Raw genomic sequence first — 24,054 nt, 5'->3', positions numbered from 1 at the left:
CGGGGGTTGTCCTAGACTCGGCGCCATGCCGGGCCCCGAAAATCGCCTCAGGCCCCACGGTTTCCACCGCGGGGCGGCCCTGACGCTCCTCTTCGCGAGCGTGCTGGTCACCGCCGCGGCCACCGACTCGCTGCCTCGCGCCGACGAGGAAGCCGCCCGCATAAGCACCCGCTCCGTCGCCTCGACGGCCGACAGGGACGAGGTCGCGAGAGCCGCGGCCGAGGCCATGGCCGACGGGAAGTCCGCCACCGAGGCCGCCGAGGACGTCGTCAGCCGCAGCGGCGACCGCTGGGGCGCCGTGTACGACAAGGGTGAGTACGAGGAGTTCGAGCAGGCCCTCGACGGCAAGTACACCGGGGTGGGCCTCTCGGCCAAGCGGCTGGCGGACGGCCGGATCGCCGCGAGCAAGGTCCAGCCCGGCGGCCCCGCGGCGCTGGCCGGGATCAGGGCCGGGGACGTCCTCCGTACGATCGACGGCGAACCGGTCGGCCGGCGGCCCGTGACCGAGGTGGTCGCGCTGCTGCGCGGCGACGGCGGGGACCGGGGCACGGGCGGGTCCGAGGACGCCTCCGCGGGCACCACCGTGATCCTCGGCCTGGCGCGCGACGGACGCGAGTGGAGCGAGACCCTGCGCCGGGCCAGTCTCAGTACGGACGCCGTCACGCTCGGCACCGGTGCCGACGGCGCGCTCGTGATCAAGGTGGCCGCCTTCACCAAGGGCAGCGGCAAGCAGATCAGGGACGCCGTGCTGGAGGCGCCCCCGGGCACCGGCGTCCTCCTCGACCTCCGGGGGAACGCGGGCGGGCTGATCACCGAAGCCGTCCAGGCGGCCTCCGCCTTCCTCGACGGCGGCCTGGTCGCCACCTACGACATACAGGGCGAGCAGCGGTCCCTGTACGCGGACCCGGGCGGTGACACCGAGCGGCCGGTGGTCGCGCTCGTCGACGGCGGCACGATGAGCGCCGCCGAGCTGGTCACCGGCGCCCTTCAGGACCGTGGCCGGGCGATCACGGTGGGTTCACCCACCTTCGGCAAGGGTTCGGTGCAGATGCCGAGCCGGCTGCCGGACGGTTCGGTGGCCGAGCTGACGGTCGGGCACTACCGCACACCGGCCGGTCACAAGGTCGACGACAAGGGCATCACGCCCGACCTGGTCGTGGCCGAACGCGCCCAGGAGCGGGCCCGCACGGTATTGAGTGGCCTCGGAGGCGGGTCGTAGTGCGAAAATGAACGCACTATGGCAAAGGAAAAGGACACAGGGCGCAAGCTGATCGCGCAGAACAAGAAGGCGCGGCACGACTACCTCATTCTCGACACCTACGAGTGCGGTCTCGTGCTGACGGGTACCGAGGTCAAGTCGCTGCGCCAGGGGCGCGCCTCCCTGGCGGACGGCTTCGTACAGATCGACGACCACGAGGCGTGGCTGCACAACGTGCACGTGCCCGAGTACACCCAGGGCACCTGGACCAACCACTCGGCACGGCGCAAGCGCAAGCTGCTGATGCACCGGATCGAGATCGACAAGCTGGAGCAGAAGTCGAACGAGTCCGGTCACACGATCGTGCCGCTGGCCCTCTACTTCAAGGGCGGCCGGGCCAAGATCGAGATCGCGCTGGCGAAGGGCAAGAAGGAGTACGACAAGCGCCAGACCCTCCGTGAGAAGCAGGACCGGCGGGAGACGGAGCGCGCGGTCTCGGCGGCACGACGGCGCCAGCGCGCCTGATCGCCCGGCGGGCGGAATAAGGTGGCCGCGGCCCGCGTCGGTCACGTACGATGGCTCATGTCCCGCAGAGCAGGGACGGCGTTTGAAAAATCAACATGGGGATGATCGGTTTCGACAGCGGATGTCGAGGCAGGGGAAGCGAGTCGAGGAAGCGGCAATGATCTCGTTAACCATATGTCGCAAACAATAATCGCCAATTCCAAGCGCGATTCCTCCACCTTCGCCCTCGCTGCCTAATTAGCAGCTAGCGAAGACTCCGTGGAGTGTCAGCCCGGGGGTGTTCCCGACCCGGATCCTGGCATCAACTAGGGAACTAAACCACCGCGTCCGGTCACGGGACACGGTGGGAAATCAAACAGTGACTGGGCCTGTCGGAGGCTTGTTCGCGTGACCTCCGGGGCCGAGTAAAAACGTAGCGAACTGCACTCGGAGAAGCCCTGGTTCCGCACCGTTGGACGCGGGTTCGATTCCCGCCATCTCCACAGTTCCCATGTGAGGCGAAGGCCCCGCTGCCCCGGCAGCGGGGCCTTCGCCGTGCGTCCGGCGCCGTGATGTCGGACACAGCGCCCCGGTGCGGTACCGCACGGGGTCGGCCACTGCCCCGCCGGCTGCCGCTCGCGCGGATCACCACGCCCTGGAACAAGGGCAGTTCAGGGCCGCGGGGCCGCTCGATGAGAACAGACCGCATGGCCGGAATCTTTGCGTCAAGATCGGTCCTTCGGCAGCGAAGTCGTACAGATGCATATCAACTGGTGAAGCAGGAGCACGCGTGTGGTCGCCGTGCGCTACATTCTGGGTCCGGGTGCAAGTGGGTGGGGGGCGCTCGGTCCGGGTGGGGGCCCGGCCGACGGCCGTATTCTGGCCATTTTTCATGCACGCACCCAGTGATCTTGTGGGGGATGTGCGCAGAGCAGTGGACAATTGGCAAGAAGATGCCCGAAAAGGGCACACGCATGAGCCGATGGACGTCACCGTCGAGCTCGACGGTCTGGGGCGGCAGCTCTCCGAGCTGCCCGGCCCCACCACCGAGACCACCGGCATATCCCCGGCGCGTGCCGCGGACAGCGCCGATGGCCCCGTCTTCGTCGACGCCAGCGGCCGCCGGAGCAAGAAGCTCAGGCGGCTCGGCTGGGTGCTGGCGATAGCCAGCGCCTGCTACGCCGTCGCCCTGGTCGCGGCCCTGGTCGGCGGCAGCTCCAGCGCCCCCTGGCTCCAGATACCCGGCGTCAGCGACAAGCGCGACTCCGGCAAGGTCGAGATACAGCCGCCCCCGACGGATCTGCCCACCGTGGTGGCCACACCGGGCGCAGACGACCTCGACCCCAGCCCGGCGGACTCCGTCTCCGGCACACCGTCCGCGCCCGGCGAGAGCGCCGGCGCCAGGGACGACGCCGACCCGTCCGCCTCGGCCTCCGGCAAGCCGGACGCCGACCCGAAGCCCGGGAAGTCCGATGCGAAGCCGGACCCCGGTGACGCCGCTCCCGGAGCCGGCGAGCCCGACCCCGGACCCGATCCCGGTGAGTCCGACCCGGGAGGACCGGTCGATCCGGGCCCGGAACCCGGTACGGACCCCACCTCGTCGAACTCCCCGCCCGTCGATCCGCCCGTCGTGCAGGACGGACAGCAGGCAGTCGCGGAAGGCGCACAGTAGACATGACCTCCTCCGGCAGACGGGCCCCGTCCCGGCGGCACGGCCAGCACAGGCAGAAGCGGGGGCGCGTCGCCGGACGGCGGCTGCCCATGCGCTATCTGCTCCCTTCGCTGCTGCTCGTCGCCCTGCTCGCCATGCTGATGCTGCGCGGCTACGTGCACAGCGAGATCCTGGCGGACCACCGCGTACGCCCCCCGGCCGCCACCGACCAGGTGCCGGACCGGATCCTCAAGGGCGGCCCGGTCATAGACGCACGCGGGACGACCACGCCCAGGGCGCTGAAGGTCCCCGACCAGAAGCTCGTGCTCACCTTCGACGACGGACCGGACCCCGAGTGGACGCCCAAGGTCCTCGACAAGCTCAGGGAGTACGACGCTCACGCGGTCTTCTTCGTCACCGGCACGATGGCCTCGCGCCATCCGGACCTGGTGCGACGGATGGTCGACGAGGGCCATGAGATCGGCCTGCACACCTTCAACCACCCGGACCTCGCGTACCAGACCAAGTCCCGCATCGACTGGGAGCTGACTCAGAACCAGCTCGTGCTGGCGGGCGCGGCCGGTATCCGCACCTCGCTGTTCCGGCCGCCGTACTCCTCCTTCGCCGACGCGATGGACGACAAGTCCTGGCCGGTCACCGAGTACATCGGCAGCCTCGGCTACATCACCGTGCTCAACAACACCGACAGCGAGGACTGGAAGCGCCCCGGTGTCGAGGAGATCATCGAGCGGGCCACACCGAAGGGCACCAGCGGCTCCATCGTGCTGATGCACGACTCCGGCGGCGACCGCTCGCAGACCGTCACCGCGCTGGGCCGCTTCCTGCCGAGCATGCAGGAGCGCGGTTACGACTTCGCCAATCTCACCGAGGCGCTGGGCGCCCCGAGCGCCCATACGCCCGTCTCCGGGGTCGAACTGCTCAAGGGCAAGGCGTTCGTCGGGGCCGTCGCCGTCTCGGAGGGCACCACCGCCGTACTGGTGGCGGGGCTCGCCGCGATCGGTGTGCTGGTCATCGGGCGGTTCGGGCTGATGCTGGTGCTCTCCTTCGCGCACGCGCGCAAGGTGCGGCGGCGCGGCTTCCGCTGGGGCGAGCCGGTCACCGAACCGGTGACGGTGCTGGTGCCCGCGTACAACGAACGCGAGTGCATAGCCAACACGGTCCGCTCCCTGATGGAGAGCGACCATCCCATCGAGGTCATCGTCATCGACGACGGCTCGACGGACGGCACGGCGGACATCGTCGAGGCGATGTGGCTGCCCGGCGTCCATGTCGTACGGCAGGTCAACGGCGGCAAGCCCGCCGCGCTCAACAACGGCATCGCGCACGCCAGTCACGACATCGTCGTGATGATGGACGGCGACACCGTCTTCGAGCCGTCCACCGTGCGGGAACTGGTCCAGCCGTTCGGCGACCCGAGGGTCGGGGCCGTCGCGGGCAACGCCAAGGTCGGCAACCGCGACACCCTCATCGGCGCCTGGCAGCACATCGAGTACGTGATGGGCTTCAACCTGGACCGCCGCATGTACGACGTGCTGCGCTGCATGCCCACCATCCCCGGCGCGGTCGGCGCCTTCCGCCGCCAGGCCCTGGAGCGGGTCGGCGGGATGAGCGAGGACACCCTCGCCGAGGACACCGACATCACCATGGCGATGCACCGCGACGGCTGGCGGGTCGTGTACGCGGAGCGCGCCCGCGCCTGGACCGAGGCGCCGGAGTCCGTGCAGCAGTTGTGGTCCCAGCGCTACCGCTGGAGCTACGGCACGATGCAGGCGATCTGGAAGCACCGCCGCGCGGTGATCGAGCGCGGTCCCTCGGGCCGCTTCGGCCGGGTCGGACTGCCGCTGGTCTCGCTGTTCATGGTGCTGTTCCCGCTGCTCGCGCCGCTCATCGACGTGTTCCTCCTGTACGGGCTGGTCTTCGGCCCCACCAGGAACACCGTGATCGCGTGGCTGGGCGTGCTGGCCGTTCAGGCGGTCTGCGCCGCCTACGCCTTCCGGCTCGACGGTGAACGCATGATCCATCTCATCTCGCTGCCGCTTCAGCAGATCCTCTACCGGCAGCTCATGTACGTCGTACTGCTCCAGTCCTGGATCACCGCCCTCACCGGCGGCCGGCTCCGCTGGCAGAAGCTGCGGCGCACGGGCGCCGTGGAGGCGCCGGGGGCCACGACGGGCCGGCGGCGCGAGGACGTTCGGAGGCCGGTGGCATGAGCGGCGGTCCTGTTGACACCGGGGCAGTGGCCGCCGGGGGCACCGGAGGCCTTCCGCGCGCCAGACACCGGGCGCGGGGTGATGTGCGGCCGGCGGCGGCGCCCGCGGAGGGCGGGGCGCGCCCGTCCGGCCGGGACCGCTATCTCGACCTGCTGCGCGCGATCGCGCTGGGGCGGGTGGTGGTCTACCACGTCTTCGGCTGGGCCTGGCTGACGATCCTCTTCCCCTCCATGGGCGTGATGTTCGCGCTGGCGGGCTCGCTGATGGCGCGTTCGCTGAACCGGCCCTCGCTGGGTGTCATCCGCGGCCGGATGCGGCGGCTGCTGCCGCCGATGTGGGCGTTCGCGCTGGTCGTCGTGCCGGTGATGTTCGCGATGGGCTGGCGGCCGGTCAGGGAGGAGGGGCTGTGGTGGTTCCTCAAGCTGGCCAACTACCTGTTCCCGGTGGGGGCGCCGCCGTATCCCTGGGAGAGCGGGTCGGCGGGCGGCTGGCTCGACCAGTCGTGGGCGGACCAGGCGGCCGGGCCGCTCTGGTACATCCGCGCGTACCTCTGGTTCGTGCTGGCGTCGCCCCTGCTGCTGTGGGCCTTCCGCCGGGTGCCGTGGGTGACGCTGCTGGCACCGCTCGCGCTGACCGCCGTCATCGGCACCGGTCTGGTGGAGATCCCCGGCGAGGCGGGGCGCGCGCTGACGGACTTCGCGGTCTACGGCGCGTGCTGGATCCTCGGCTTCGCGCACAACGACGGCATGTTCAAACAGGTGCCGCGCTACATCACCGTCTCGCTCGCGGCGTTCGTCATGGCCTTCGGGATCTGGTGGGCGTCGGGACATCTGACCGACGAGGGCTGGAACCTGGACGAGATCCCGCTGGCCCAGGCGACCTGGTCGCTCGGGTTCTGCGCGATCCTGCTCCAGTACTCGCCGTCGTGGCGGCAACTGCCGGGGAGGCTGGCGCAGTTCGACTCCACGATCACCCTCGCCAACAACCGCGCCGTGACGATCTATCTCTGGCACAACCTGCTGATCATGGCGACCGTGCCGATCATCGACCAGCTCTGGGAGATCCCCGGCCTGTGGCGGTACGGGGACCAACTGGACGCCGCCTACCCGGCGTTGACGCTGGTGCTGGTCTGGCCGCTGCTGGCGGTCGCGATCCTGGCCTTCGGGTGGGTCGAGGACGTCGCGGCCAAGCGGCGGCCGCGACTCTGGCCGAACGGCTCGGGCGGGCCCGAGGGGACAGGGCCTACGTCCAGGGGCTCAGCGCCGCCCGAGCGCGCAGGCTCGCCAGACCGTCGCTGATCGTCGACCGGCTACCGCTGCCGGCCCGTACGCAGGTCAGGACCCGCCGGAAGGGCGGCGGGTCACCGGCGACGCAGAGCCTCACCAGCTCCGGACTGCTGGTGAGGGGGACCAGCCGCGGCACCAGGCAGATACCGAGGCCGTGGCCGATCAGCGAGAGCACCGCCGGCCACTCGTCGGCGTGGTGGACCATCCGCGGGGCGAACCCGGAGGCGGCGCAGAGCGCTTCGATCAGGCGTCTCTGGTCGTGGTGCGGCGATATCCAGTCGTCGTCGGCCGTCTCGCACAGCTCGACGCGCTCACGGCCGGCCAGCGGGTGCCGGGCCGGGACGACGAGGTCCAGATAGTCGTCCATCAGCGGATGCTGGTCGAAGCGGGGATCGTCCATGGTGGGGCTGCCGGGCAGCGGGGTGAGGACGGCGATGTCCAGCTTTCCGGCCAGCAGTTGCTCGTAGCAGTGGCGGGTGTCCGTGTCCGAGACGGTCGTACGCGTCGACGGCGACGCGTCGCGCAACTGCTGGGCGGTGGGCGCGAGGAGCGGACCGATGCTGGTCGCGAAACCGCCGATGCGCAGCGTCCGGTACGAGTCGCCCCCGTGCTCGGCGAGGTCCGCCCTGGCCCGTTCCCACTGGGCGCTGAGCAGGTCCGCGTGGTGCAGCAGGACACAGCCCGCCGTGGTGAGGCGGATCCGCCGTCCGTCCGGCTCCCACAGCTCGGCGCCGACCTCGCGGGAGAGCTGGCGCAGCTGCTGGGAGACGGCGGACGGCGAGAGGTTCAGGGCGCGGGCGGTGGCCGCGACGGTGCCCTGCGCGTTCATGACGCGCAGCGTCCGGAGGAGGCGCAGATTGATCACGCTCCCCATCGTGCGCCATCCGTACGCTGTTTCGGCATGGTTCCGTCCCGAAAGATGCGATGGACGCGCACGGTCCGAGGACGGACCCTGGCCGTATGGAAGCCGATCCGACAGGAATCCGTCCCGACGACATCGCCGTCTGCGCCGACTGCGGCTGGCCCGTCGAGACCCCGCTCCAGGAGGCGTCACGCCACCCGGTCACCGAGGGGACGGTCGTCTACACGCGCTGCGCCTGCGGACGGGTACGGGTCTGGCTGGAGCCGTGCGGGGGCGGCGTGCCGAGGCTGGTGGTGGGCGCCGGCAGTGTCACGTACGCGCCGCGGGCGGAGTGCCACGCGGGCCCGTGAGAGGGCGCGCGGCGGTGCGGGAGGCGGCCGGTACGCCCGCCCCTACCCGGCGGGACGTGCCCGGCGCGTCCGTACGACGGAGGGGACGGCGTCTCACAGCCCCGCCCGCCCGCCGGTGAGGCCGAGGTTGCGCCCCGGTCATCTCGGGGTACGCGGGTGAAACGCGCCTTCCCTACTGTCGGGGGTCACGCAACAGCACCGTCAGTGGAGGCGCGATGACTGGCCCGACGACCGACGATCCGGCACCCGGCGCCGTGCGGGGGCGATGGATCGAGCACTGGGATCCCGAGGACGCCGGCTTCTGGGAGCGGACGGGACGCCGGACCGCCCGGCGCAATCTGTTCTTCTCCGTACTCTCCGAGCACATCGGGTTCTCCGTCTGGACCCTCTGGTCCGTGATGGTCCTGTTCATGGGGCCCGAGTACGGGATCGACCCGGCCGGGAAGTTCTTCCTCATCGGCACCGCCACCTTCGTCGGCGCCCTCGTGCGGGTCCCGTACACCTTCGCCGTCGCCCGCTTCGGCGGCCGCAACTGGACCGTCGTCAGCGCCCTGCTGCTGCTCCTGCCGACCGGCGCCGCCTACGCGGTGATGGAGCCGGGGACGTCGTACACCACCTTCATGGCCGTCGCCGCGCTCACCGGGCTCGGCGGCGGCAACTTCGCCTCGTCCATGACCAACATCAACTCCTTCTTCCCGCTGCGCGAGAAGGGCTGGGCGCTCGGCCTCAACGCGGGCGGCGGGAACATCGGCGTACCGGTCGTGCAGCTCGTGGGACTGCTGGTGATCGGGACGGCGGGCGCCACGCACCCCCGGATCGTGCTCGGGGTCTACCTGCCGCTCATCGTCGTCGCCGCCGTCTGCGCCGCGCTGTTCATGGACAACCTCGCGCCGGTGAGGAACGACACCGGGGCGGCGAAGGAGGCCGTGCGCGACCGGCACACCTGGATCATGTCGGTGCTGTACATCGGGACGTTCGGCTCCTTCATCGGCTACAGCTTCGCCTTCGGCCTGGTGCTCCAGACCCAGTTCGGGCGCACCCCCCTGGAGGCCGCGTCGCTGACGTTCGCCGGCCCGCTGCTGGGCTCGCTGATACGGCCCCTGGGCGGCAGGCTCGCCGACCGGCACGGCGGCGCCCGCATCACGCTGTGGAACTTCGGGGGGATGGCGGCGGCCACCGTCGTGGTGATCCTCGCCTCGGTGACCGGCTCGCTGCCCGTCTTCCTCGTCGGCTTCACCGCGCTGTTCCTGCTCAGCGGCCTGGGCAACGGCTCGACGTACAAGATGATCCCCGGCATCTTCCAGACGAGGGCCCTGGCCCGGGGGATGACGGGGGAGGACGCCGCCCGGTACGGGCGCCGGCTCTCCGGCGCCTCCATGGGACTGATCGGGGCCGTCGGCGCGCTCGGCGGGCTCGGGGTCAATCTCGCCTTCCGGCAGTCCTTCCAGCAGGAGGCGGGCACGGGCACCGCCGCGTTCGTCGCCTTCCTCGGCTTCTACGCCGTGTGCTCGGCGCTCACCTGGGCGGTATACCTTCGGAAGCGGGCGCCCCGGCCGGCGACGGAGGCGGAGACGGGGGCCGGGGCCGACGCGAGCCACCGGCTCGGTTACGCGGAGGTATGAGCCCGGCTCCGTACGGGGCCCGCCCCGGGCGCGGGCGGGCTCGGCGGGGCCTGCTCCACGAAGCGCCCGGCTCCGCCACCGGAGCCGTACGGACGAGAGAGCGGGACGAGGACCATGTCCGATCAGCAGCAGCACGGCCCACTCGCCGGATTCACGGTCGGGGTCACCGCCGCCCGGCGCGCCGACGAACTGGGGGCGCTGCTCACGCGGCGCGGCGCCGCCGTCGTGCACGCTCCCGCCCTGCGTATCGTGCCGGTCTCCGACGACGCCGAACTCCTCGCGGCGACCAAGGAGTTGATCGACAACCCGCCTCATGTGGTGATCGCGACCACGGCGATCGGCTTCCGCGGCTGGATCGAGGCGGCCGAGGGCTGGGGCCACGGCCGGAATCTGCTCGACTGTCTGCGCGGTACCGAACTGCTGGCGCGCGGGCCGAAGGTGAAGGGCGCGATCCGCGCCGCCGGACTGACCGAGGAGTGGTCGCCGGACTCCGAGTCCATGGCCGAGGTGCTGGACCGGCTGCTGACCGAGGGTGTCGAGGGGCGCCGCGTCGCGCTCCAGCTGCACGGGGAGCCGCTGCCCGGCTTCGTGGAGGCGCTGCGGGCCGGGGGCGCCGAGGTCGTCGTCGTCCCCGTCTACCGCTGGATGCCGCCCGAGGACATCGCACCCGTGGACCGGCTCATCGACGCGACCGTCGCGCGCACCCTGGACGCCGTCACCTTCACCAGCGCGCCCGCCGCCGCCTCACTGCTCTCCCGGGCCAACGAGCGGGGTCTGCTGGCCGAGCTGGTCGGGGCCCTCCACCACGACGTGCTCGCCGTCTGCGTGGGCCCCGTCACCGCCCTGCCCCTCCAGGAGCACGGCATCGACACCGTCCAGCCCGAACGCTTCCGTCTCGGCCCGCTCGTCCAGGTGCTCTGTCTCGAACTCCCCGGCCGCACCCGCACGTTGACGGTCGCCGGCCGCCGCTTCGAGATCCGGGGCCACGCGGTGCTGCTGGACGGCGAGTTGAGAGCCGTACCGCCCGCCGGGATGGCGCTGGTGACCGCGCTCGCCAGACGGCCCGGCTGGGTGGTCTCGCGCGCCGACCTGCTGCGGGCCCTGCCCGGGGCGGGCAGCGACGAGCACGCCGTCGAGACGGCCATGGCCCGGCTCCGTACGGCCCTCGGCGCCTCGGAGCTGATCCAGACGGTCGTCAAGCGCGGCTACCGGCTGGCGCTGGACCCGGCGGCGGGCACGAAGTACGGGAGCCCCTGAACAGCGCGAAGTGACCGTCCGTCGATCACGGTGGGCATTTGGGTACCCGAACCGGAACCGAGACGTCTATTTTAATCGGATGGTCTACGACTCCCTTCCGTTCCGGCCCGCGCGAGCGGAAGACGCCGGCCCTCTCGCCGAGGCGCTTCTCCGCAACAGGGACCACATGGGTCCCTGGTCCCCGAACCGCACCGCCGACTACTTCACCCCGGAGGCGCAGGCCCATCTGCTGGCCGACCCGTCCGCGCTGCGCTGGCACTTCGTCGACGGGCGGCGCGTCGTGGGCCAGGCCACCCTCTCCACCCTCGTCCTCGGGCCGTTCCGCAGCGCCGGCCTCGGCTACTGGATCGACGCCGAGTACACCGGACGGGGACTGGCCACCCGCGCGGTCGAGGAGGTCGGCCGGGCCGCGCTGGAGGATCTGGGGCTGCACCGCCTGGAGGCGAGCACCATGCCGTCCAACACCGCCTCGCTGCGCGTCCTGCGCAAATGCGGGTTCGCGCACATAGGGACGGCGCCGCGCTATCTGCACATCGACGGCGCCTGGCGCGACCACGAGCTGTTCCAGCGGATCCTGCACGACGGTCCGCCCAACACCGCGCCGTAAAGGGTGAAGACGGTGTTCCCGGTGTCCGGGTTCCGCGCCGGTCCGGTGAATTCGTGGCACGCGGTTCAAGTGAGTGGTCCCCCGAGGGGTTCCCGGCGCGTTCCGGGGCATGCACTCTGGGAAGTACGCGGCATGACGGTGACCGAGGCGGTGACAGGCGCATGACTACGGGCGTGGGCTCGTACGAGTGGCGATTCGACTCCGGGCGCCTCTGCCTGGACCTGGTCGCCACCGGGGAACCGCCCCCGAAGGGCTACGGCGAACAGCCACGGACCGACGGCGCCGGGCTGCTCGGCCGCTGGCTCACCGGCTCCGGTCTCGTACCCGCGGGTACCCCGCTCACCGGCGTCGACACCGCATGGGTCCGGCGCTTCGCCGAACTGCGCGACTGCGTAGGCCAGTTGGTACGCGCGGAGATCGACGGACGGTACGCGGCGGCGGCGCTGGAGCGCGTCAACACGATCGCCGCCGGGGCCCCGCCCGGCATCAGGGCCGTCCGTGAACCCGGCGGCGGCCTCGTCCGCGCGCTGAGCGACGAACCCGAGTGCGGCGCGCTGCTCGCGGCCGTGGCCAGGGACACCGTGGACCTGCTGACCGACCCCGTCGCCCGGGCACGCCTGCGGCAGTGCGAGGGCGACAGCTGCCGCCGGGTGTACCTGGACACCTCGCGCGGACGCCGCCGCCGCTGGTGCTCCAGCGAGGTGTGCGGCAACAGGGAAAGGGTCGCCAGGCACCGCCGCCGCGCGGCGCTCCCCTCCACCTGACCCACCGGCCGGCGGCCCGCGCCGGCCGGCTCTCCCGGGACGCCACTGCCCGCGCCCGCGGAAGATCTTGAAACATTTCCGCCGCCGCGTTGAGCAGATCTCCCCACCGTTCCGTAAGTCACCTGTGATGGGAACAAGCAGCCATCTCAAGGTCTCGACCCGGGAGGTTCAGGTGCGCAAGGATGCGGCCGTGGCCGACGACCGACCTCACCGGGCCCGGCACCGGAGCGAGGCACAGCGCACCAACACCGCCGTTCCCGACGAGGAGTTGATGCGCGCCCTCTACCGGGAACACGCCGGTCCCCTGCTCGCCTACGTCCTGCGCCTCGTCGCGGGCGACCGCCAGCGGGCCGAGGACGTCGTGCAGGAGACGCTCATCCGTGCCTGGAAGAACGCCGGTCAGCTCAACCGGGCCACCGGCTCTGTCCGACCCTGGCTGGTGACGGTCGCCCGGCGCATCGTCATCGACGGTCACCGCAGCCGGCAGGCCCGGCCGCAGGAGGTCGACCCGTCGCCGCTGGAGGTCATGCCCGCGGAGGACGAGATCGACAAGGCGTTGTGGTTGATGACGCTCAGCGATGCCCTCGATGATTTGACCCCCGCCCACCGGGAAGTCCTGGTGGAGACGTACTTCAAGGGACGCACGGTCAACGAGGCCGCCGAGACGCTCGGCATACCCAGTGGGACCGTGCGGTCGCGTGTGTTCTACGCACTGCGTTCCATGAAGCTCGCGCTGGAGGAGAGGGGGGTCTCGGCATGACCACGTACGAGCAGTCAGGGCAGGGCGACGGCACGACCGCGCACGACGCGGCGGCGGCGTACGCGCTCGGCATCCTGGACGAGGCCGACGCCACCGCCTTCGAGGCGCACCTGGCAGGCTGCCACATCTGCGCGCTCCATCTGGAGGAGTTCGCCGGAATGGAGCCGATGCTGGCCATGCTGGCGGACAACCCGGACCCGTTCGGGCAGTCCTCGCCCTTCGGCCGGTCCGACCCCTTCGCCGGGTCGGCCGCGTCCGGCGACGCCGCCTCCCCGTTCGGGCGCGGCGCGGCGCCCGCGCCGCCACCGGCGCCCGCGGTCACCGTGCAGCCCAGCCCCCGGCTCCTCGATCGGCTCGTCGACGAGGTCGCCGTCAAGCGCGCCAGGCGCAGGCGCCGCTCCATGTATCTCGTCGCCGCCGCGGCGGCACTGGTCATCGGCGGACCCGCCGTCGCGGTCGTCACCACATCCGACGGCAGTGGCACGAGCAACCAGGCCGCCGACCCGCACCCCACCAGTCCCGCCGAGGACGCCTTCATGGAGCACATGCCGGAGAAGGTCCGGGCGACGGACCCGGTCACCAGGGTCAGCGCGACCGTCGGCATGGAGCGCAAGGGCTGGGGGACCCACGCGGCCCTGGAGCTGAAGAACGTCAAGGGCCCGCTCAAGTGCAGCCTGATCGCCGTGTCCAAGACCGGCGAGGAGGAGATCGTCACCTCGTGGGCCGTGCCGAAGTGGGGATACGGCATCCCGGAGAGCACCCACGACGTGGCGAAGAACCCGCTCTACGTGCACGGCGGCTCCGCCATGGACCTGGAGGACATCGACCACTTCGAGGTCCGGACATTCGACGGCAAACGTCTGGTGGAGGTCGAGGCCTGACATACCCGCCCCCTTCGCGTACGGTTGACGGCTGCCCAGTGCACGTCAGAAGGGGGCCTCGGTGGCCGCGCAGGATGCCGCTGTTGAATCCGCTGGATCGGTTGTCGATCCCGTACGCGACAAGGGAAACGACGCCATAAGCCACCCCGCCGGCCCGACGGGGAACCCCCCGGGCACCGACTCCGTCCGCGCCCGCGAGATCGCCGTCGAGCAGGAACATCTCGACCAGGTCTACCGCCGCCTCGAAGAGAAGATCGACGAGGCGGAGTTCCTGATGAACGACGCCGCCAAACGCGGCCAGGTCGGCACCCCCGGCGCGCTCGCCGAACGCGACGCCCAGGTCTTCCGGGCCGGGATCCACCTCAACCGGCTCAACAACGAGTTCGAGGACTTCCTCTTCGGACGGGTCGACCTGCTCCCCGGCAAGGACGGCAAGAAGGGCCCGGACGGCGCGTACACCTCCGTCGAGCCCGCCGACGACGCCGTACGCGACGACGACACCGCCGACATCGCCGAGACCCTCCACATCGGCCGCATCGGGGTCCTCGACTCCGACTACTCGCCGCTGGTCATCGACTGGCGCGCGCCGGCCGCCGCCCCCTTCTACCGCTCGACACCCGTCGACCCCGGCCGTGTCGTACGGCGCCGGGTCATCCGCTCCAAGGGCCGCAAGGTCCTCGGCGTCGAGGACGACCTGATGCGCCCGGAGCTGACCGCCACCCTGAACGGCGCCACGCTCCCCGTCATCGGCGACGGCGCGCTGATGGCCGCCCTCGGCCAGGCCCGCAGCCACACCATGCGCGACATCGTCTCCTCCATCCAGGCCGAACAGGACCTGGTGATCCGGGCACCCGCCGCCTCCGTCACCGAGGTCTCGGGCGGCCCCGGCACCGGCAAGACCGCCGTCGCGCTGCACCGCGCCGCGTACCTGCTCTACCAGGACAGACGGCGGTACGCGGGCGGCATCCTCGTCGTCTCACCGACCCCGCTGCTCGTCGCCTACACCGAAGGCGTGCTGCCGTCCCTGGGCGAGGAGGGCCAGGTCGCGATCCGCGCGGTCGGCTCCCTCGTGGACGGCGCGGAGGCCACGGCGTACGACGAGCCCGCCGTCTCCCGTGTCAAGGGCTCGGCGCGCATGCTGAAGGTGCTGCGCAAGGCGGCCCGCGGAGCGCTGGAGGGGGACAGGACACCCGGCGGCGGCCGTGGCGCACGCGGGGGCCGTCCGGCCGGACAGCCCGCGGGGCGCTCCGCCGCCCAGCTCGCCTTCGGCGAGGACGACCCGGGCGCGGCCCGGCACGACAACGGCGGCAGCGGCCCCGCCGGGACCGCCGGACGCCCCGCCGCACCCACCCGGCTGCGGGTCGTCGCCCTCGGCCGCCGGCTGGAGCTGGAATCCGACGAGCTGCACCGCATCAGACAGTCCGCACTCGGCGGCACCGCCCCCGTCAACCTGCTGCGCCCGCGCGCCCGCAAGCTGCTCCTCGACGCGCTGTGGGCGAAGTCCGGCGCCGAGTCGCGGGCCGGGGAGCACATCGCGAGGGGCGACGCGGACCTGGCCGCCGAACTGCGCGGCGGCTTCGACGACGACGTGACGTCCGAGGACGCCTTCACCGAGTTCCTGGACGCCTGGTGGCCCGAGCTCACCCCGCGCGGGGTGCTGGCCGCGATGGCCGACGAGCGCCGCCTCGGGCGCTGGGCCCGCCGGATCCTCAACCCGAACGAGACGAGGAGGGTCGCCCGCTCGCTGCGGCGCGCCGGCCCCGACGGCACCGGACCGCTGTCCGTGCACGACGTGGCGATCCTCGACGAGCTGGAGCAGCTCCTCGGCACCCCGTCGCGCCCGCGCAGGCGCCGCGAGCTGGACCCGCTGGACCAGCTCACCGGTCTTGAGGAGCTGATGCCGCAGCGTGAGGAGTCGCAGCGGGAGCGCGCGGAGCGGCTGGCCGCGGAGCGCACCGAGTACGCGCACGTCATCGTCGACGAGGCGCAGGACCTCACCCCGATGCAGTGGCGGATGGTCGGCCGCCGCGGCCGGCACGCCACCTGGACGGTCGTCGGCGACGCCGCCCAGTCGTCCTGGTCCGACCCGGACGAGGCCGCCGAGGCACGCGACGAGGCCCTGGGCAACCGCCCCCGCCGCCACTTCACCCTCACGGTCAACTACCGCAACCCGGCCGAGATCGCGGCGCTCGCCGCCAGGGTGCTCGCGCTGGCGATGCCGGGCATGGAGTCCCCGGCCGCCGTCCGCTCCACGGGCGTCGAGCCGCGCTTCAGCGCCGTACGGGACGGCGATCTGGCCGCGGTCGTACGGCAGGAGGCCGGGCGTCTCCTGGACCGTGTGGACGGCACGATCGGCGTGGTCGTCGCGATGAACCGCAGGGAGCAGGCCGCGCGCTGGCTCGCGGGGCTCGGTGACCGGGTCGTGGCGCTCGGCAGCCTGGAGGCGAAGGGGCTGGAGTACGACGCCACGGTGGTCGTCTCACCGGCGGAGATCGCCGACGAGTCACCGGCCGGACTGCGGGTGCTGTACGTGGCCCTCACCCGTGCGACGCAGCAGCTCACGGTCGTCTCGGCGGGCCGCGACGACCCCGACGAGCAGGGGATTCCCGACCTGCTCCGGGAGTGATCCGCACAACGCCCGGAGACCGGGCGTGAAGTCAACTCGCGTACGGGAATCACTTTCCGGGGTGGTTTGTTAGCCTGGTGTTGGCACCGGCCCGATCCAAGCCCCCGGGCCCAACCTTCGTCGCTTCGAGCGACCACTTGCCGCGAGGCGAGCATGGCGGGCCGGTGCCATCTTCTTCTCCGGTCCCGTCCTTTTCTTCTTAGTGTTCACGGGGATTCGCCGGAACAGGTCTTCACACGAGCGGGTCCGCGCCACAAACTGGCGCGGACCCGCTCGTGCGTGCGCTTTTCCCGGTCTTCACCCCCGTTACCGCCTACCAGCAGGTAGGTGCGACCATCGGACGGTCCCGCCGGACGCCAGGCGCGAGGCGGTGCGGCAAGTGAAGCCAGGGAAAGCAGAGGAACACGGTCATGGCAACGGCGCCAAGCGTCTCGTACTCGATGACGGTCCGGCTGGAAGTGCCCGCGAGCGGTACGGCGGTGTCCCAGCTGACCACGGCCGTGGAGTCCTCCGGCGGCTCGGTGACCGGCCTGGACGTCACCGCGTCCGGCCACGAGAAGCTGCGGATCGACGTCACGATCGCCGCCAGCTCCACCAGCCACGCGGACGAGATCGTCGAGGAACTGCGGGGCATCGAGGGCGTCACCCTCGGCAAGGTCTCCGACCGTACGTTCCTGATGCACCTCGGCGGCAAGATCGAGATGCAGTCCAAGCACCCCATCCGCAACCGTGACGACCTCTCCATGGTCTACACGCCGGGTGTGGCCCGGGTCTGCATGGCGATCGCGGAGAACCCCGAGGACGCCCGCCGGCTCACCATCAAGCGCAACTCCGTCGCGGTCGTCACCGACGGTTCCGCGGTGCTGGGCCTCGGCAACATCGGCCCGATGGCCGCGCTGCCCGTGATGGAGGGCAAGGCCGCCCTCTTCAAGCGGTTCGCCGGCATCGACGCCTGGCCGATCTGCCTCGACACCCAGGACACCGACGAGATCGTCGCCATCGTCAAGGCGATCGCCCCCGGCTTCGCGGGCATCAACCTGGAGGACATCTCCGCCCCCCGCTGCTTCGAGATCGAGGCGCGGCTGCGCGAGGCCCTGGACATCCCGGTCTTCCACGACGACCAGCACGGCACGGCCATCGTGGTGCTCGCCGCGCTGACCAACGCCCTGCGCGTGGTCGGCAAGGCGATCGGTGACGTACGGGTCGTCATGTCCGGCGCGGGTGCGGCCGGTACAGCGATTCTCAAACTTCTTATCGCGGCCGGTGTCAAGCACACCGTCGTCGCCGACATCCACGGAGTGGTGCACGCCGGACGCGCCGACCTGGTGTCCGCGGCGGCCGAGTCCCCCCTGCGCTGGATCGCCGACAACACCAACCCGGAGGGTGTCACGGGGACCCTCAAGGAGGCCGTCGTCGACGCCGACGTGTTCATCGGCGTGTCGGCCCCCAACGTTCTGGGCGGCGAGGACGTCGCGGCCATGGCGGACGGTGCGATCGTCTTCGCGCTGGCCAACCCCGACCCCGAGGTCGACCCGGCAATCGCCCGTGAGACAGCGGCAGTTGTGGCCACGGGCCGCTCCGACTTCCCCAACCAGATCAACAACGTCCTGGTCTTCCCGGGCGTCTTCCGCGGCCTCCTCGACGCGCAGTCGCGCGCCGTCAACACGGACATGATGCTCGCCGCCGCCGCGGCCCTCGCCGATGTCGTCACGGGTGACGAACTCAACCCGAACTACATCGTCCCCTCGGTCTTCAACGACAAGGTCGCGGGCGCCGTCGCGGGCGCCGTGAGGTCCGCCGCCAAGGCCGCGGGTGACGTTGTGACAGGCGCCACGTCCGTCTGACGCCCGGCGCGTCGCGATGAGCGGCACCGTGCACCCACCTCTAGGGTGGCGGACCATGAGCCCGCTGCTCCAAGGGGGTTTCAGGGCCCGGATTCGCTTTCCCGCCGCTGGTGGGGGCAGGATGCTTTCTCAAGGACTATGTCCAGGGGATACCCCACTGGGGCGCGAAGACCTGAACGACAGACCCGGTCACAGGGACTGTCAGAGGGTCCTGGCAGCATCGGCTTCGATCTCACGCCTCACACGCAAGAAGAACACGGGAGTAACAAAATGAACCGCAGTGAGCTGGTGGCCGCCCTGGCCGACCGCGCCGAGGTGACTCGCAAGGATGCCGACGCCGTGCTGGCCGCCCTCGCCGAGACCGTTGGCGAGATCGTCGCCAAGGGCGACGAGAAGGTCACCATCCCCGGCTTCCTGACCTTCGAGCGCACCCACCGTGCCGCTCGCACCGCTCGTAACCCGCAGACCGGCGACCCGATCCAGATCCCGGCCGGCTACAGCGTGAAGGTCTCCGCGGGCTCCAAGCTCAAGGAAGCCGCCAAGGGCAAGTAACACCCCCCGAGGCAGCGCACAAGGGCGGTCACCCCTGTCGGGGTGACCGCCCTTGTCACGTGCTCACGTGCTCACGTCGCAGGGGGACGGGAGGGGACGTCAGACCAGTGAGCGGCCCGGCAGTTCGACCTTCGCGCCCAGTTCGACCAGCTTCTCCATGAAGTTCTCGTAGCCGCGGTTGATCAGGTCGATGCCGTGCACCCGGGAGGTGCCCTGCGCCGCCAGCGCCGCGATCAGGTACGAGAAGCCGCCGCGCAGGTCGGGAATGACCAGATCGGCGCCCTGGAGCTTCGTGGGGCCCGACACGACCGCCGAGTGCAGGAAGTTGCGCTGGCCGAACCGGCAGTCCGAGCCGCCCAGGCACTCCCGGTACAACTGGATGTGCGCGCCCATCTGGTTGAGCGCCGAGGTGAAGCCGAGCCGCGACTCGTACACCGTCTCGTGGACGATGGACAGGCCCGCGGCCTGCGTCAGCGCCACGACCAGCGGCTGCTGCCAGTCGGTCTGGAAACCGGGGTGCACGTCGGTCTCCAGGGCGATCGCGTTCAGCGGGCCGCCCGGGTGCCAGAAGCGGATGCCCTTGTCGTCGATCTCGAACGCGCCGCCCACCCTGCGGAAGGTGTTCAGGAACGTCATCATCGACCGCTGCTGGGCCCCGCGCACATAGATGTTGCCTTCGGTCGCCAGCGCGGCCGACGCCCAGGAGGCGGCCTCCAGACGGTCCGGCAGGGCGCGGTGGTTGTAGCCGCCGAGCTTGTCCACGCCGGTGATGCGGATCGTCCGGTCGGTGTCCATCGAGATGATCGCGCCCATCTTCTGGAGCACGCAGATCAGGTCCTCGATCTCCGGCTCCACGGCGGCGTTCGACAGCTCGGTGACGCCCTCGGCCAGGACGGCCGTCAGCAGCACCTGCTCCGTCGAGCCTACCGAGGGGTACGGCAGCCGGATCTTCGTGCCGCGCAGCCGCTGCGGGGCCTCCAGATACTGACCGTCCGCCCGCTTCTCGATGGTCGCGCCGAACTGGCGCAGCACCTCGAAGTGGAAGTCGATGGGCCGGCCGCCGATGTCGCAGCCGCCGAGGCCCGGGATGAAGGCGTGGCCGAGACGGTGCAGCAGCGGGCCGCAGAACAGGATCGGGATGCGCGACGAGCCCGCGTGGGCGTCGATGTCGGCGACGTTGGCGCTCTCGACGTGCGACGGGTCGAGGACCAGCTCGCCCGGTTCCTCGCCGGGGCGGACGGTCACGCCGTGGAGCTGGAGCAGCCCCCTGACCACCCGTACGTCACGGATGTCGGGCACGTTGCGCAGTCTGCTGGGCCCGCTGCCGAGCAGGGCGGCGACCATGGCCTTCGGCACCAGGTTCTTCGCGCCGCGGACGCGGATCTCGCCCTCCAGCGGGGTTCCGCCGTGGACAAGCATTACATCGTCTGTGCCGGTCATGAATCTCGCGTTCCGGGAGTCGTCGGACAGGGGGCCAAAGCAAAAGGGTAAGGGGCTCGGGCCCCTCTCCCGTAAGGCATCGGACGTCCCGGAGCCGTCGGGGAGGTGACAGAACACTTTCTGTTCGCCGTTCGTGGCGATGAGTTACCTTTCGGTCCGTGTCCACTTCGGTCCGGGTGGCGGCGCGTCCCTGCGCTCCCCGTGCCGCCGTGCGCCTGAGCTGCGATCACGCCCACTCTGCCGCGCGGGCCCCAATGAAGGCCAATGTGCGGGATCATGTCTCGCATGACCGAGGTGTCCTCGCTCACAGGGCGGCTGCTCGTCGCGACTCCGGCCCTGGCGGATCCGAACTTCGACCGCGCGGTGGTGCTCCTGCTCGACCACGACGAGGAGGGCTCACTCGGCGTGGTCCTCAACCGGCCCACCCCGGTGGACGTCGGGGACATCCTGGAGTCCTGGGGCGATCTCGCCGGGGACCCCGGAGTCGTCTTCCAGGGCGGCCCGGTCTCCCTCGACTCCGCGCTCGGTCTCGCCGTCATCCCCGGTGACGAGGGGCCGCTCGGCTGGCGGCGGGTGCACGGCGCGATCGGCCTCGTCGACCTGGAGACACCGCCCGAACTGCTCGCGCGGGCGCTCGGTTCGCTGCGGATCTTCGCCGGGTACGCGGGCTGGGGGCCGGGCCAGCTGGAGAACGAACTGACCGAAGGCGCCTGGTACGTGGTCGAGTCGGAGCCCGGCGACGTGTCGTCGCCGCGCCCCGAGAGCCTGTGGCGCGCGGTGCTGCGCCGGCAGCGCAGCGAACTCGCCATGGTGGCCACCTATCCGGACGACCCCTCGCTCAACTGACCGGGCGCGCGGGCGGCTTCGGCGGACGCGCGCGGCCCGCCCCCGGGTCACGGACGCCGGCGGCCGTCCGTCCGCCGGAGCCGCCCGGCACCGCTGTGTCTGATTTCCGCCGGTGTCCCGGTGCCGCTTCGCGGCGCGCGGGCGGCACCGTGGCGGCGCCCGGCGCCCCCGTACGGCCGTGTTCGCGCGGCGTGTGAACGGCCGGTCGCGGAGTGCTCGGGGCCGTGGCCCTCGGGATGGCGCGGTCGTGGGTACCCTTGACGGTTATGAGCACTCTTGAGCCCGAGCGCGGGGCAGGTACGGGCACCCTCGTGGAGCCGACACCGAAGGTGTCGCACGGCGACGGCGACCACGAGCGCTTCGCCCATTACGTCCAGAAGGACAAGATCATGGCGAGTGCCCTCGACGGCACTCCGGTGGTGGCACTGTGCGGGAAGGTCTGGGTACCGGGGCGCGACCCCAAGAAGTACCCGGTCTGTCCGATGTGCAAGGAGATCTACGAGTCCATGGGCCCCGGTGGGGACAAGGACAAGGGCGGCAAGGACAAGAGCGGCAAGGGCAAGAGCTAACAGCCCGGTTCCCGGCCGCCCGGCTGGCCCGATCGCCCCGGGGCGCGTTCTCTCGCGCCCCGGGGCCGTTCGCGTTCGCGGGCCGCGAGTGGGTAGACGGGTGGTACGCGAGCGGCGGGTGGGTACACGTGTGCCTGGTCACCGATTGGTCGAGACCACTTGTCCGTTCGTCGGGGCCGGGCCTAGTGTCCAGCCTGGACGCCCGACGACCCAATGACTCCGGCATATGCCAGCCGACCGACGAGGACTGAGGACTGACGAATGGACCTGATCCCGGCGCCTGTCAGTGTCGAAGGCCCGCAGAGCGGCGGCTTCGTCCCCGACTCGGCCACCACGCTCTGGGCGGCCCCCGGGACCGAGGGCACCGAGCGCTGGCTGCGCGCCACCCTCGGGGCGGCCCTGGGGCTTCCGCTCGCCCCCGGCCCGCCCGGCGGCAGCAACGCCGTCTCGCTGCGGATCGACGAGTCCATGGCCCCCGAGGAGTACCGGCTGGACATCACCGCCGAGTGGGGCGCGGAGATCCACGGCGGCAGCGCGGCCGGGGTCTTCTGGGGTGCCCAGACGCTCCGTCAGCTCCTCGGTCCCAAGGCGTTCCGCCGGGCGCCCCTGTCACCCGGCGTACGGCAGGAGATCCCCCGTCAGGTCATCGAGGACCGGCCCCGCTTCGGCTGGCGCGGCGTCATGCTCGACGTGTCACGGCACTTCATGCCCAAGGACGGCGTCCTGCGCTTCCTGGACCTGATGGCCGCGCACAAGCTCAATGTCTTCCACTTCCATCTCACGGACGATCAGGGCTGGCGCGTCCAGATCAAGCGGTACCCGAAACTGACCGAGATCGGCGCGTGGCGGTCGAGGACCAAGTACGGACACCGGTTCTCGGACATCTGGGACGAGAAGCCGCACGGCGGTTACTACACCCAGGACGACATCCGCGAGATCGTCGCGTACGCCGCCGAGCGGCACATCTCCGTCGTCCCCGAGATCGACATCCCGGGTCACTCGCAGGCCGCCATCTCCGCCTATCCGGAGCTGGGCAACACCGATGTCGTCGACACCTCGGCGCTGGAGGTCTGGGACACCTGGGGCGTCAACCCGAACGTGCTCGCGCCCTCCGAGAACACCCTGCGGTTCTTCGAGGGCGTCTTCGAGGAGCTGCTCGACCTCTTCCCGGCCGCCACCTCGCCGTTCATCCACATCGGCGGCGACGAGTGCCCCAAGGACCAGTGGAAGCGCTCGCCCGCCGCCCAGGAGCGGATCCGTGAACTCGGCCTCGCCGACGAGGACGAGCTCCAGTCCTGGTTCATCCGGCATTTCGACGGCTGGCTCTCCGCACGCGGCAGACGCCTCATCGGCTGGGACGAGATCCTGGAGGGCGGGCTCGCGCCCGGCGCCGCCGTCTCCTCCTGGCGCGGGTACGCCGGCGGGATCGCCGCGGCCAAGGCCGGCCACGACGTCGTCATGTGCCCCGAGCAGCAGGTCTACCTGGACCACCGGCAGGCGGGGGGCCCGGACGAGCCGATGCCCATCGGATACGTCCGCACACTGGAGGACGTCTACCGCTTCGAGCCCGTGCCGCCGGAGCTGACCGGCGCCGACGCCGCCCATGTCCTGGGCACCCAGGCCAATGTGTGGACCGAGGTGATGCAGGACCGGTCCCGTGTCGACTACCAGCTCTTCCCGCGCCTCTGCGCGTTCGCCGAGGTCGCCTGGTCCGCCCTGCCCGTGTCCCCGGACCGTGACTTCACGGACTTCGAACGGCGAATGACCGCGCACTACAAGCGCCTTGACGCCCTCGGGGTCGATTACCGGCCGCCCGGCGGCCCGTTGCCCTGGCAGCGGCGCCCGGCGCCGAACGGGGACTCCGCGAGCCTCGGACGCCCGATCGAGGGGCCGCCCCCGAACAGGTGAGTCCCCGCCGGCGCGCGTGCCCCCGCGCGTCGGGCCGAGACCATGAATCCGGTGAATCGTGCGCCCCCCGGCGAGGGTTGTCCGTACCGTTAAGTCGTACATGGGTGCCGAAGAATGGCATTCCGTATGTGTCGGTCAAGAGCCGTGAAGGCGGATCTTCCTCTCTTTCGGGGGCGGATACGCCCTTCGTGGACCCTCGGACCGGCGGGCCCGGAAGATGTGCCAGAGTTGCCTAGTCCGCCCTGTGAGCACGTACGGTACGGCCAACACAGGCGGACAGCCGGGACACCGGGAAG

At 71.1% G+C, this 24,054-nt stretch carries 20 protein-coding genes and 1 other RNA gene; 19 read left to right on the top strand and 2 right to left on the bottom strand.

Features of this window, described 5'->3' with window-relative positions; translation table 11 throughout:
* Nucleotides 1-25 precede the first annotated feature (25 nt).
* The 6 genes from ACZ61E_RS15755 (at nt 26) to ACZ61E_RS15730 (ending at nt 6,882) form a co-directional block, all read left to right on the top strand.
* Complete coding sequence (locus ACZ61E_RS15755; RefSeq protein WP_469700183.1) at nt 26-1,219, top strand: S41 family peptidase; 1,194 nt, start codon at nt 26-28, stop codon at nt 1,217-1,219.
* Nucleotides 1,220-1,237: 18 nt separating this feature from the next.
* The gene (gene smpB / locus ACZ61E_RS15750) at nt 1,238-1,723 is read left to right on the top strand and encodes an SsrA-binding protein SmpB (RefSeq protein ID WP_469700182.1); all 486 of its coding nucleotides are present in this window, start codon (nt 1,238-1,240) and stop codon (nt 1,721-1,723) included.
* Nucleotides 1,724-1,820: 97 nt separating this feature from the next.
* Nucleotides 1,821-2,208, top strand: a transfer-messenger RNA (tmRNA) gene (ssrA, locus tag ACZ61E_RS15745).
* 476 nt (nt 2,209-2,684) lie between these two features.
* Nucleotides 2,685-3,374 carry a hypothetical protein gene (locus ACZ61E_RS15740; protein WP_469700181.1) on the top strand — a complete coding sequence of 230 codons (690 nt, stop codon included), beginning with the start codon at nt 2,685-2,687 and terminating at the stop codon, nt 3,372-3,374.
* An 89-nt stretch (nt 3,375-3,463) separates the two neighbouring features.
* Complete coding sequence (locus ACZ61E_RS15735) at nt 3,464-5,584, top strand: glycosyltransferase (protein WP_469700225.1); 2,121 nt, start codon at nt 3,464-3,466, stop codon at nt 5,582-5,584.
* The gene (locus tag ACZ61E_RS15730) at nt 5,581-6,882 is read left to right on the top strand and encodes an acyltransferase family protein (protein ID WP_469700180.1); all 1,302 of its coding nucleotides are present in this window, start codon (nt 5,581-5,583) and stop codon (nt 6,880-6,882) included. The genes ACZ61E_RS15735 and ACZ61E_RS15730 overlap by 4 nt, the downstream gene beginning before the upstream one ends.
* On the opposite strand, the gene ACZ61E_RS15725 is transcribed toward ACZ61E_RS15730, so the two are convergent.
* On the bottom strand, nt 6,827-7,735 hold the full coding sequence (locus ACZ61E_RS15725) for a LysR family transcriptional regulator (RefSeq protein WP_469700179.1): 909 nt from the start codon (nt 7,733-7,735) through the stop codon (nt 6,827-6,829). The two genes, ACZ61E_RS15730 and ACZ61E_RS15725, sit on opposite strands and share 56 nt — an antisense overlap.
* A gap of 95 nt (nt 7,736-7,830) precedes the next feature.
* On the opposite strand from ACZ61E_RS15725, the gene ACZ61E_RS15720 reads away from it, so the two are divergent.
* The 10 genes from ACZ61E_RS15720 to ACZ61E_RS15675 all read left to right on the top strand — a co-directional run bounded on the left by ACZ61E_RS15720 (nt 7,831) and on the right by ACZ61E_RS15675 (nt 18,995).
* A complete protein-coding gene (locus ACZ61E_RS15720; protein ID WP_469700178.1) occupies nt 7,831-8,082 on the top strand; it encodes a hypothetical protein in 252 nt (83 codons plus the stop codon).
* A 254-nt stretch (nt 8,083-8,336) separates the two neighbouring features.
* Entirely contained in the window at nt 8,337-9,704 is a 1,368-nt protein-coding gene (locus ACZ61E_RS15715) for a nitrate/nitrite transporter (RefSeq protein WP_469700224.1), read from the top strand.
* A gap of 114 nt (nt 9,705-9,818) precedes the next feature.
* Nucleotides 9,819-10,961: a uroporphyrinogen-III synthase gene (locus ACZ61E_RS15710; RefSeq protein WP_469700177.1), complete on the top strand. Its 1,143-nt coding sequence runs from the start codon at nt 9,819-9,821 to the stop codon at nt 10,959-10,961.
* Between the two features lie 79 nt (nt 10,962-11,040).
* Nucleotides 11,041-11,568, top strand: coding sequence for a GNAT family N-acetyltransferase (locus tag ACZ61E_RS15705; protein ID WP_469700176.1), 528 nt, complete (start codon nt 11,041-11,043; stop codon nt 11,566-11,568).
* A gap of 161 nt (nt 11,569-11,729) precedes the next feature.
* Nucleotides 11,730-12,332 (top strand): CGNR zinc finger domain-containing protein, encoded by a 603-nt coding sequence (locus ACZ61E_RS15700; RefSeq protein WP_469700175.1) that lies wholly within the window; start codon nt 11,730-11,732, stop codon nt 12,330-12,332.
* A 127-nt stretch (nt 12,333-12,459) separates the two neighbouring features.
* The gene (locus tag ACZ61E_RS15695; protein ID WP_469700174.1) at nt 12,460-13,092 is read left to right on the top strand and encodes a sigma-70 family RNA polymerase sigma factor; all 633 of its coding nucleotides are present in this window, start codon (nt 12,460-12,462) and stop codon (nt 13,090-13,092) included.
* Nucleotides 13,089-13,973, top strand: a complete 885-nt coding sequence (locus ACZ61E_RS15690; RefSeq protein WP_469700173.1) for a zf-HC2 domain-containing protein — start codon at nt 13,089-13,091, stop codon at nt 13,971-13,973. Before ACZ61E_RS15695 ends, ACZ61E_RS15690 begins: the two co-directional genes overlap by 4 nt.
* Nucleotides 13,974-14,109: 136 nt before the next feature.
* Complete coding sequence (locus ACZ61E_RS15685; protein WP_469700223.1) at nt 14,110-16,599, top strand: HelD family protein; 2,490 nt, start codon at nt 14,110-14,112, stop codon at nt 16,597-16,599.
* A 410-nt stretch (nt 16,600-17,009) separates the two neighbouring features.
* Nucleotides 17,010-18,443, top strand: a complete 1,434-nt coding sequence (locus ACZ61E_RS15680; RefSeq protein ID WP_147875536.1) for an NAD-dependent malic enzyme — start codon at nt 17,010-17,012, stop codon at nt 18,441-18,443.
* Nucleotides 18,444-18,713: 270 nt separating this feature from the next.
* Nucleotides 18,714-18,995, top strand: a complete 282-nt coding sequence (locus ACZ61E_RS15675) for an HU family DNA-binding protein (RefSeq protein WP_003954777.1) — start codon at nt 18,714-18,716, stop codon at nt 18,993-18,995.
* 99 nt (nt 18,996-19,094) lie between these two features.
* Here the strand turns inward: ACZ61E_RS15675 and murA are convergent, their stop codons facing one another.
* Nucleotides 19,095-20,435, bottom strand: a complete 1,341-nt coding sequence (gene murA / locus ACZ61E_RS15670; RefSeq protein WP_078077096.1) for a UDP-N-acetylglucosamine 1-carboxyvinyltransferase — start codon at nt 20,433-20,435, stop codon at nt 19,095-19,097.
* A gap of 285 nt (nt 20,436-20,720) precedes the next feature.
* On the opposite strand from murA, the gene ACZ61E_RS15665 reads away from it, so the two are divergent.
* The 3 genes from ACZ61E_RS15665 to ACZ61E_RS15655 all read left to right on the top strand — a co-directional run bounded on the left by ACZ61E_RS15665 (nt 20,721) and on the right by ACZ61E_RS15655 (nt 23,758).
* Complete coding sequence (locus ACZ61E_RS15665; RefSeq protein ID WP_078077097.1) at nt 20,721-21,281, top strand: YqgE/AlgH family protein; 561 nt, start codon at nt 20,721-20,723, stop codon at nt 21,279-21,281.
* A gap of 266 nt (nt 21,282-21,547) precedes the next feature.
* Nucleotides 21,548-21,850, top strand: a complete 303-nt coding sequence (locus tag ACZ61E_RS15660) for a DUF3039 domain-containing protein (RefSeq protein ID WP_031231446.1) — start codon at nt 21,548-21,550, stop codon at nt 21,848-21,850.
* Between the two features lie 261 nt (nt 21,851-22,111).
* The gene (locus ACZ61E_RS15655; RefSeq protein WP_469700172.1) at nt 22,112-23,758 is read left to right on the top strand and encodes a beta-N-acetylhexosaminidase; all 1,647 of its coding nucleotides are present in this window, start codon (nt 22,112-22,114) and stop codon (nt 23,756-23,758) included.
* Nucleotides 23,759-24,054: the final 296 nt, after the last annotated feature.

The sequence above is a fragment of the Streptomyces sp. NPDC104581 genome, assembly GCF_055583685.1.
This window is presented reverse-complemented; position numbering and strand designations above follow the sequence as displayed.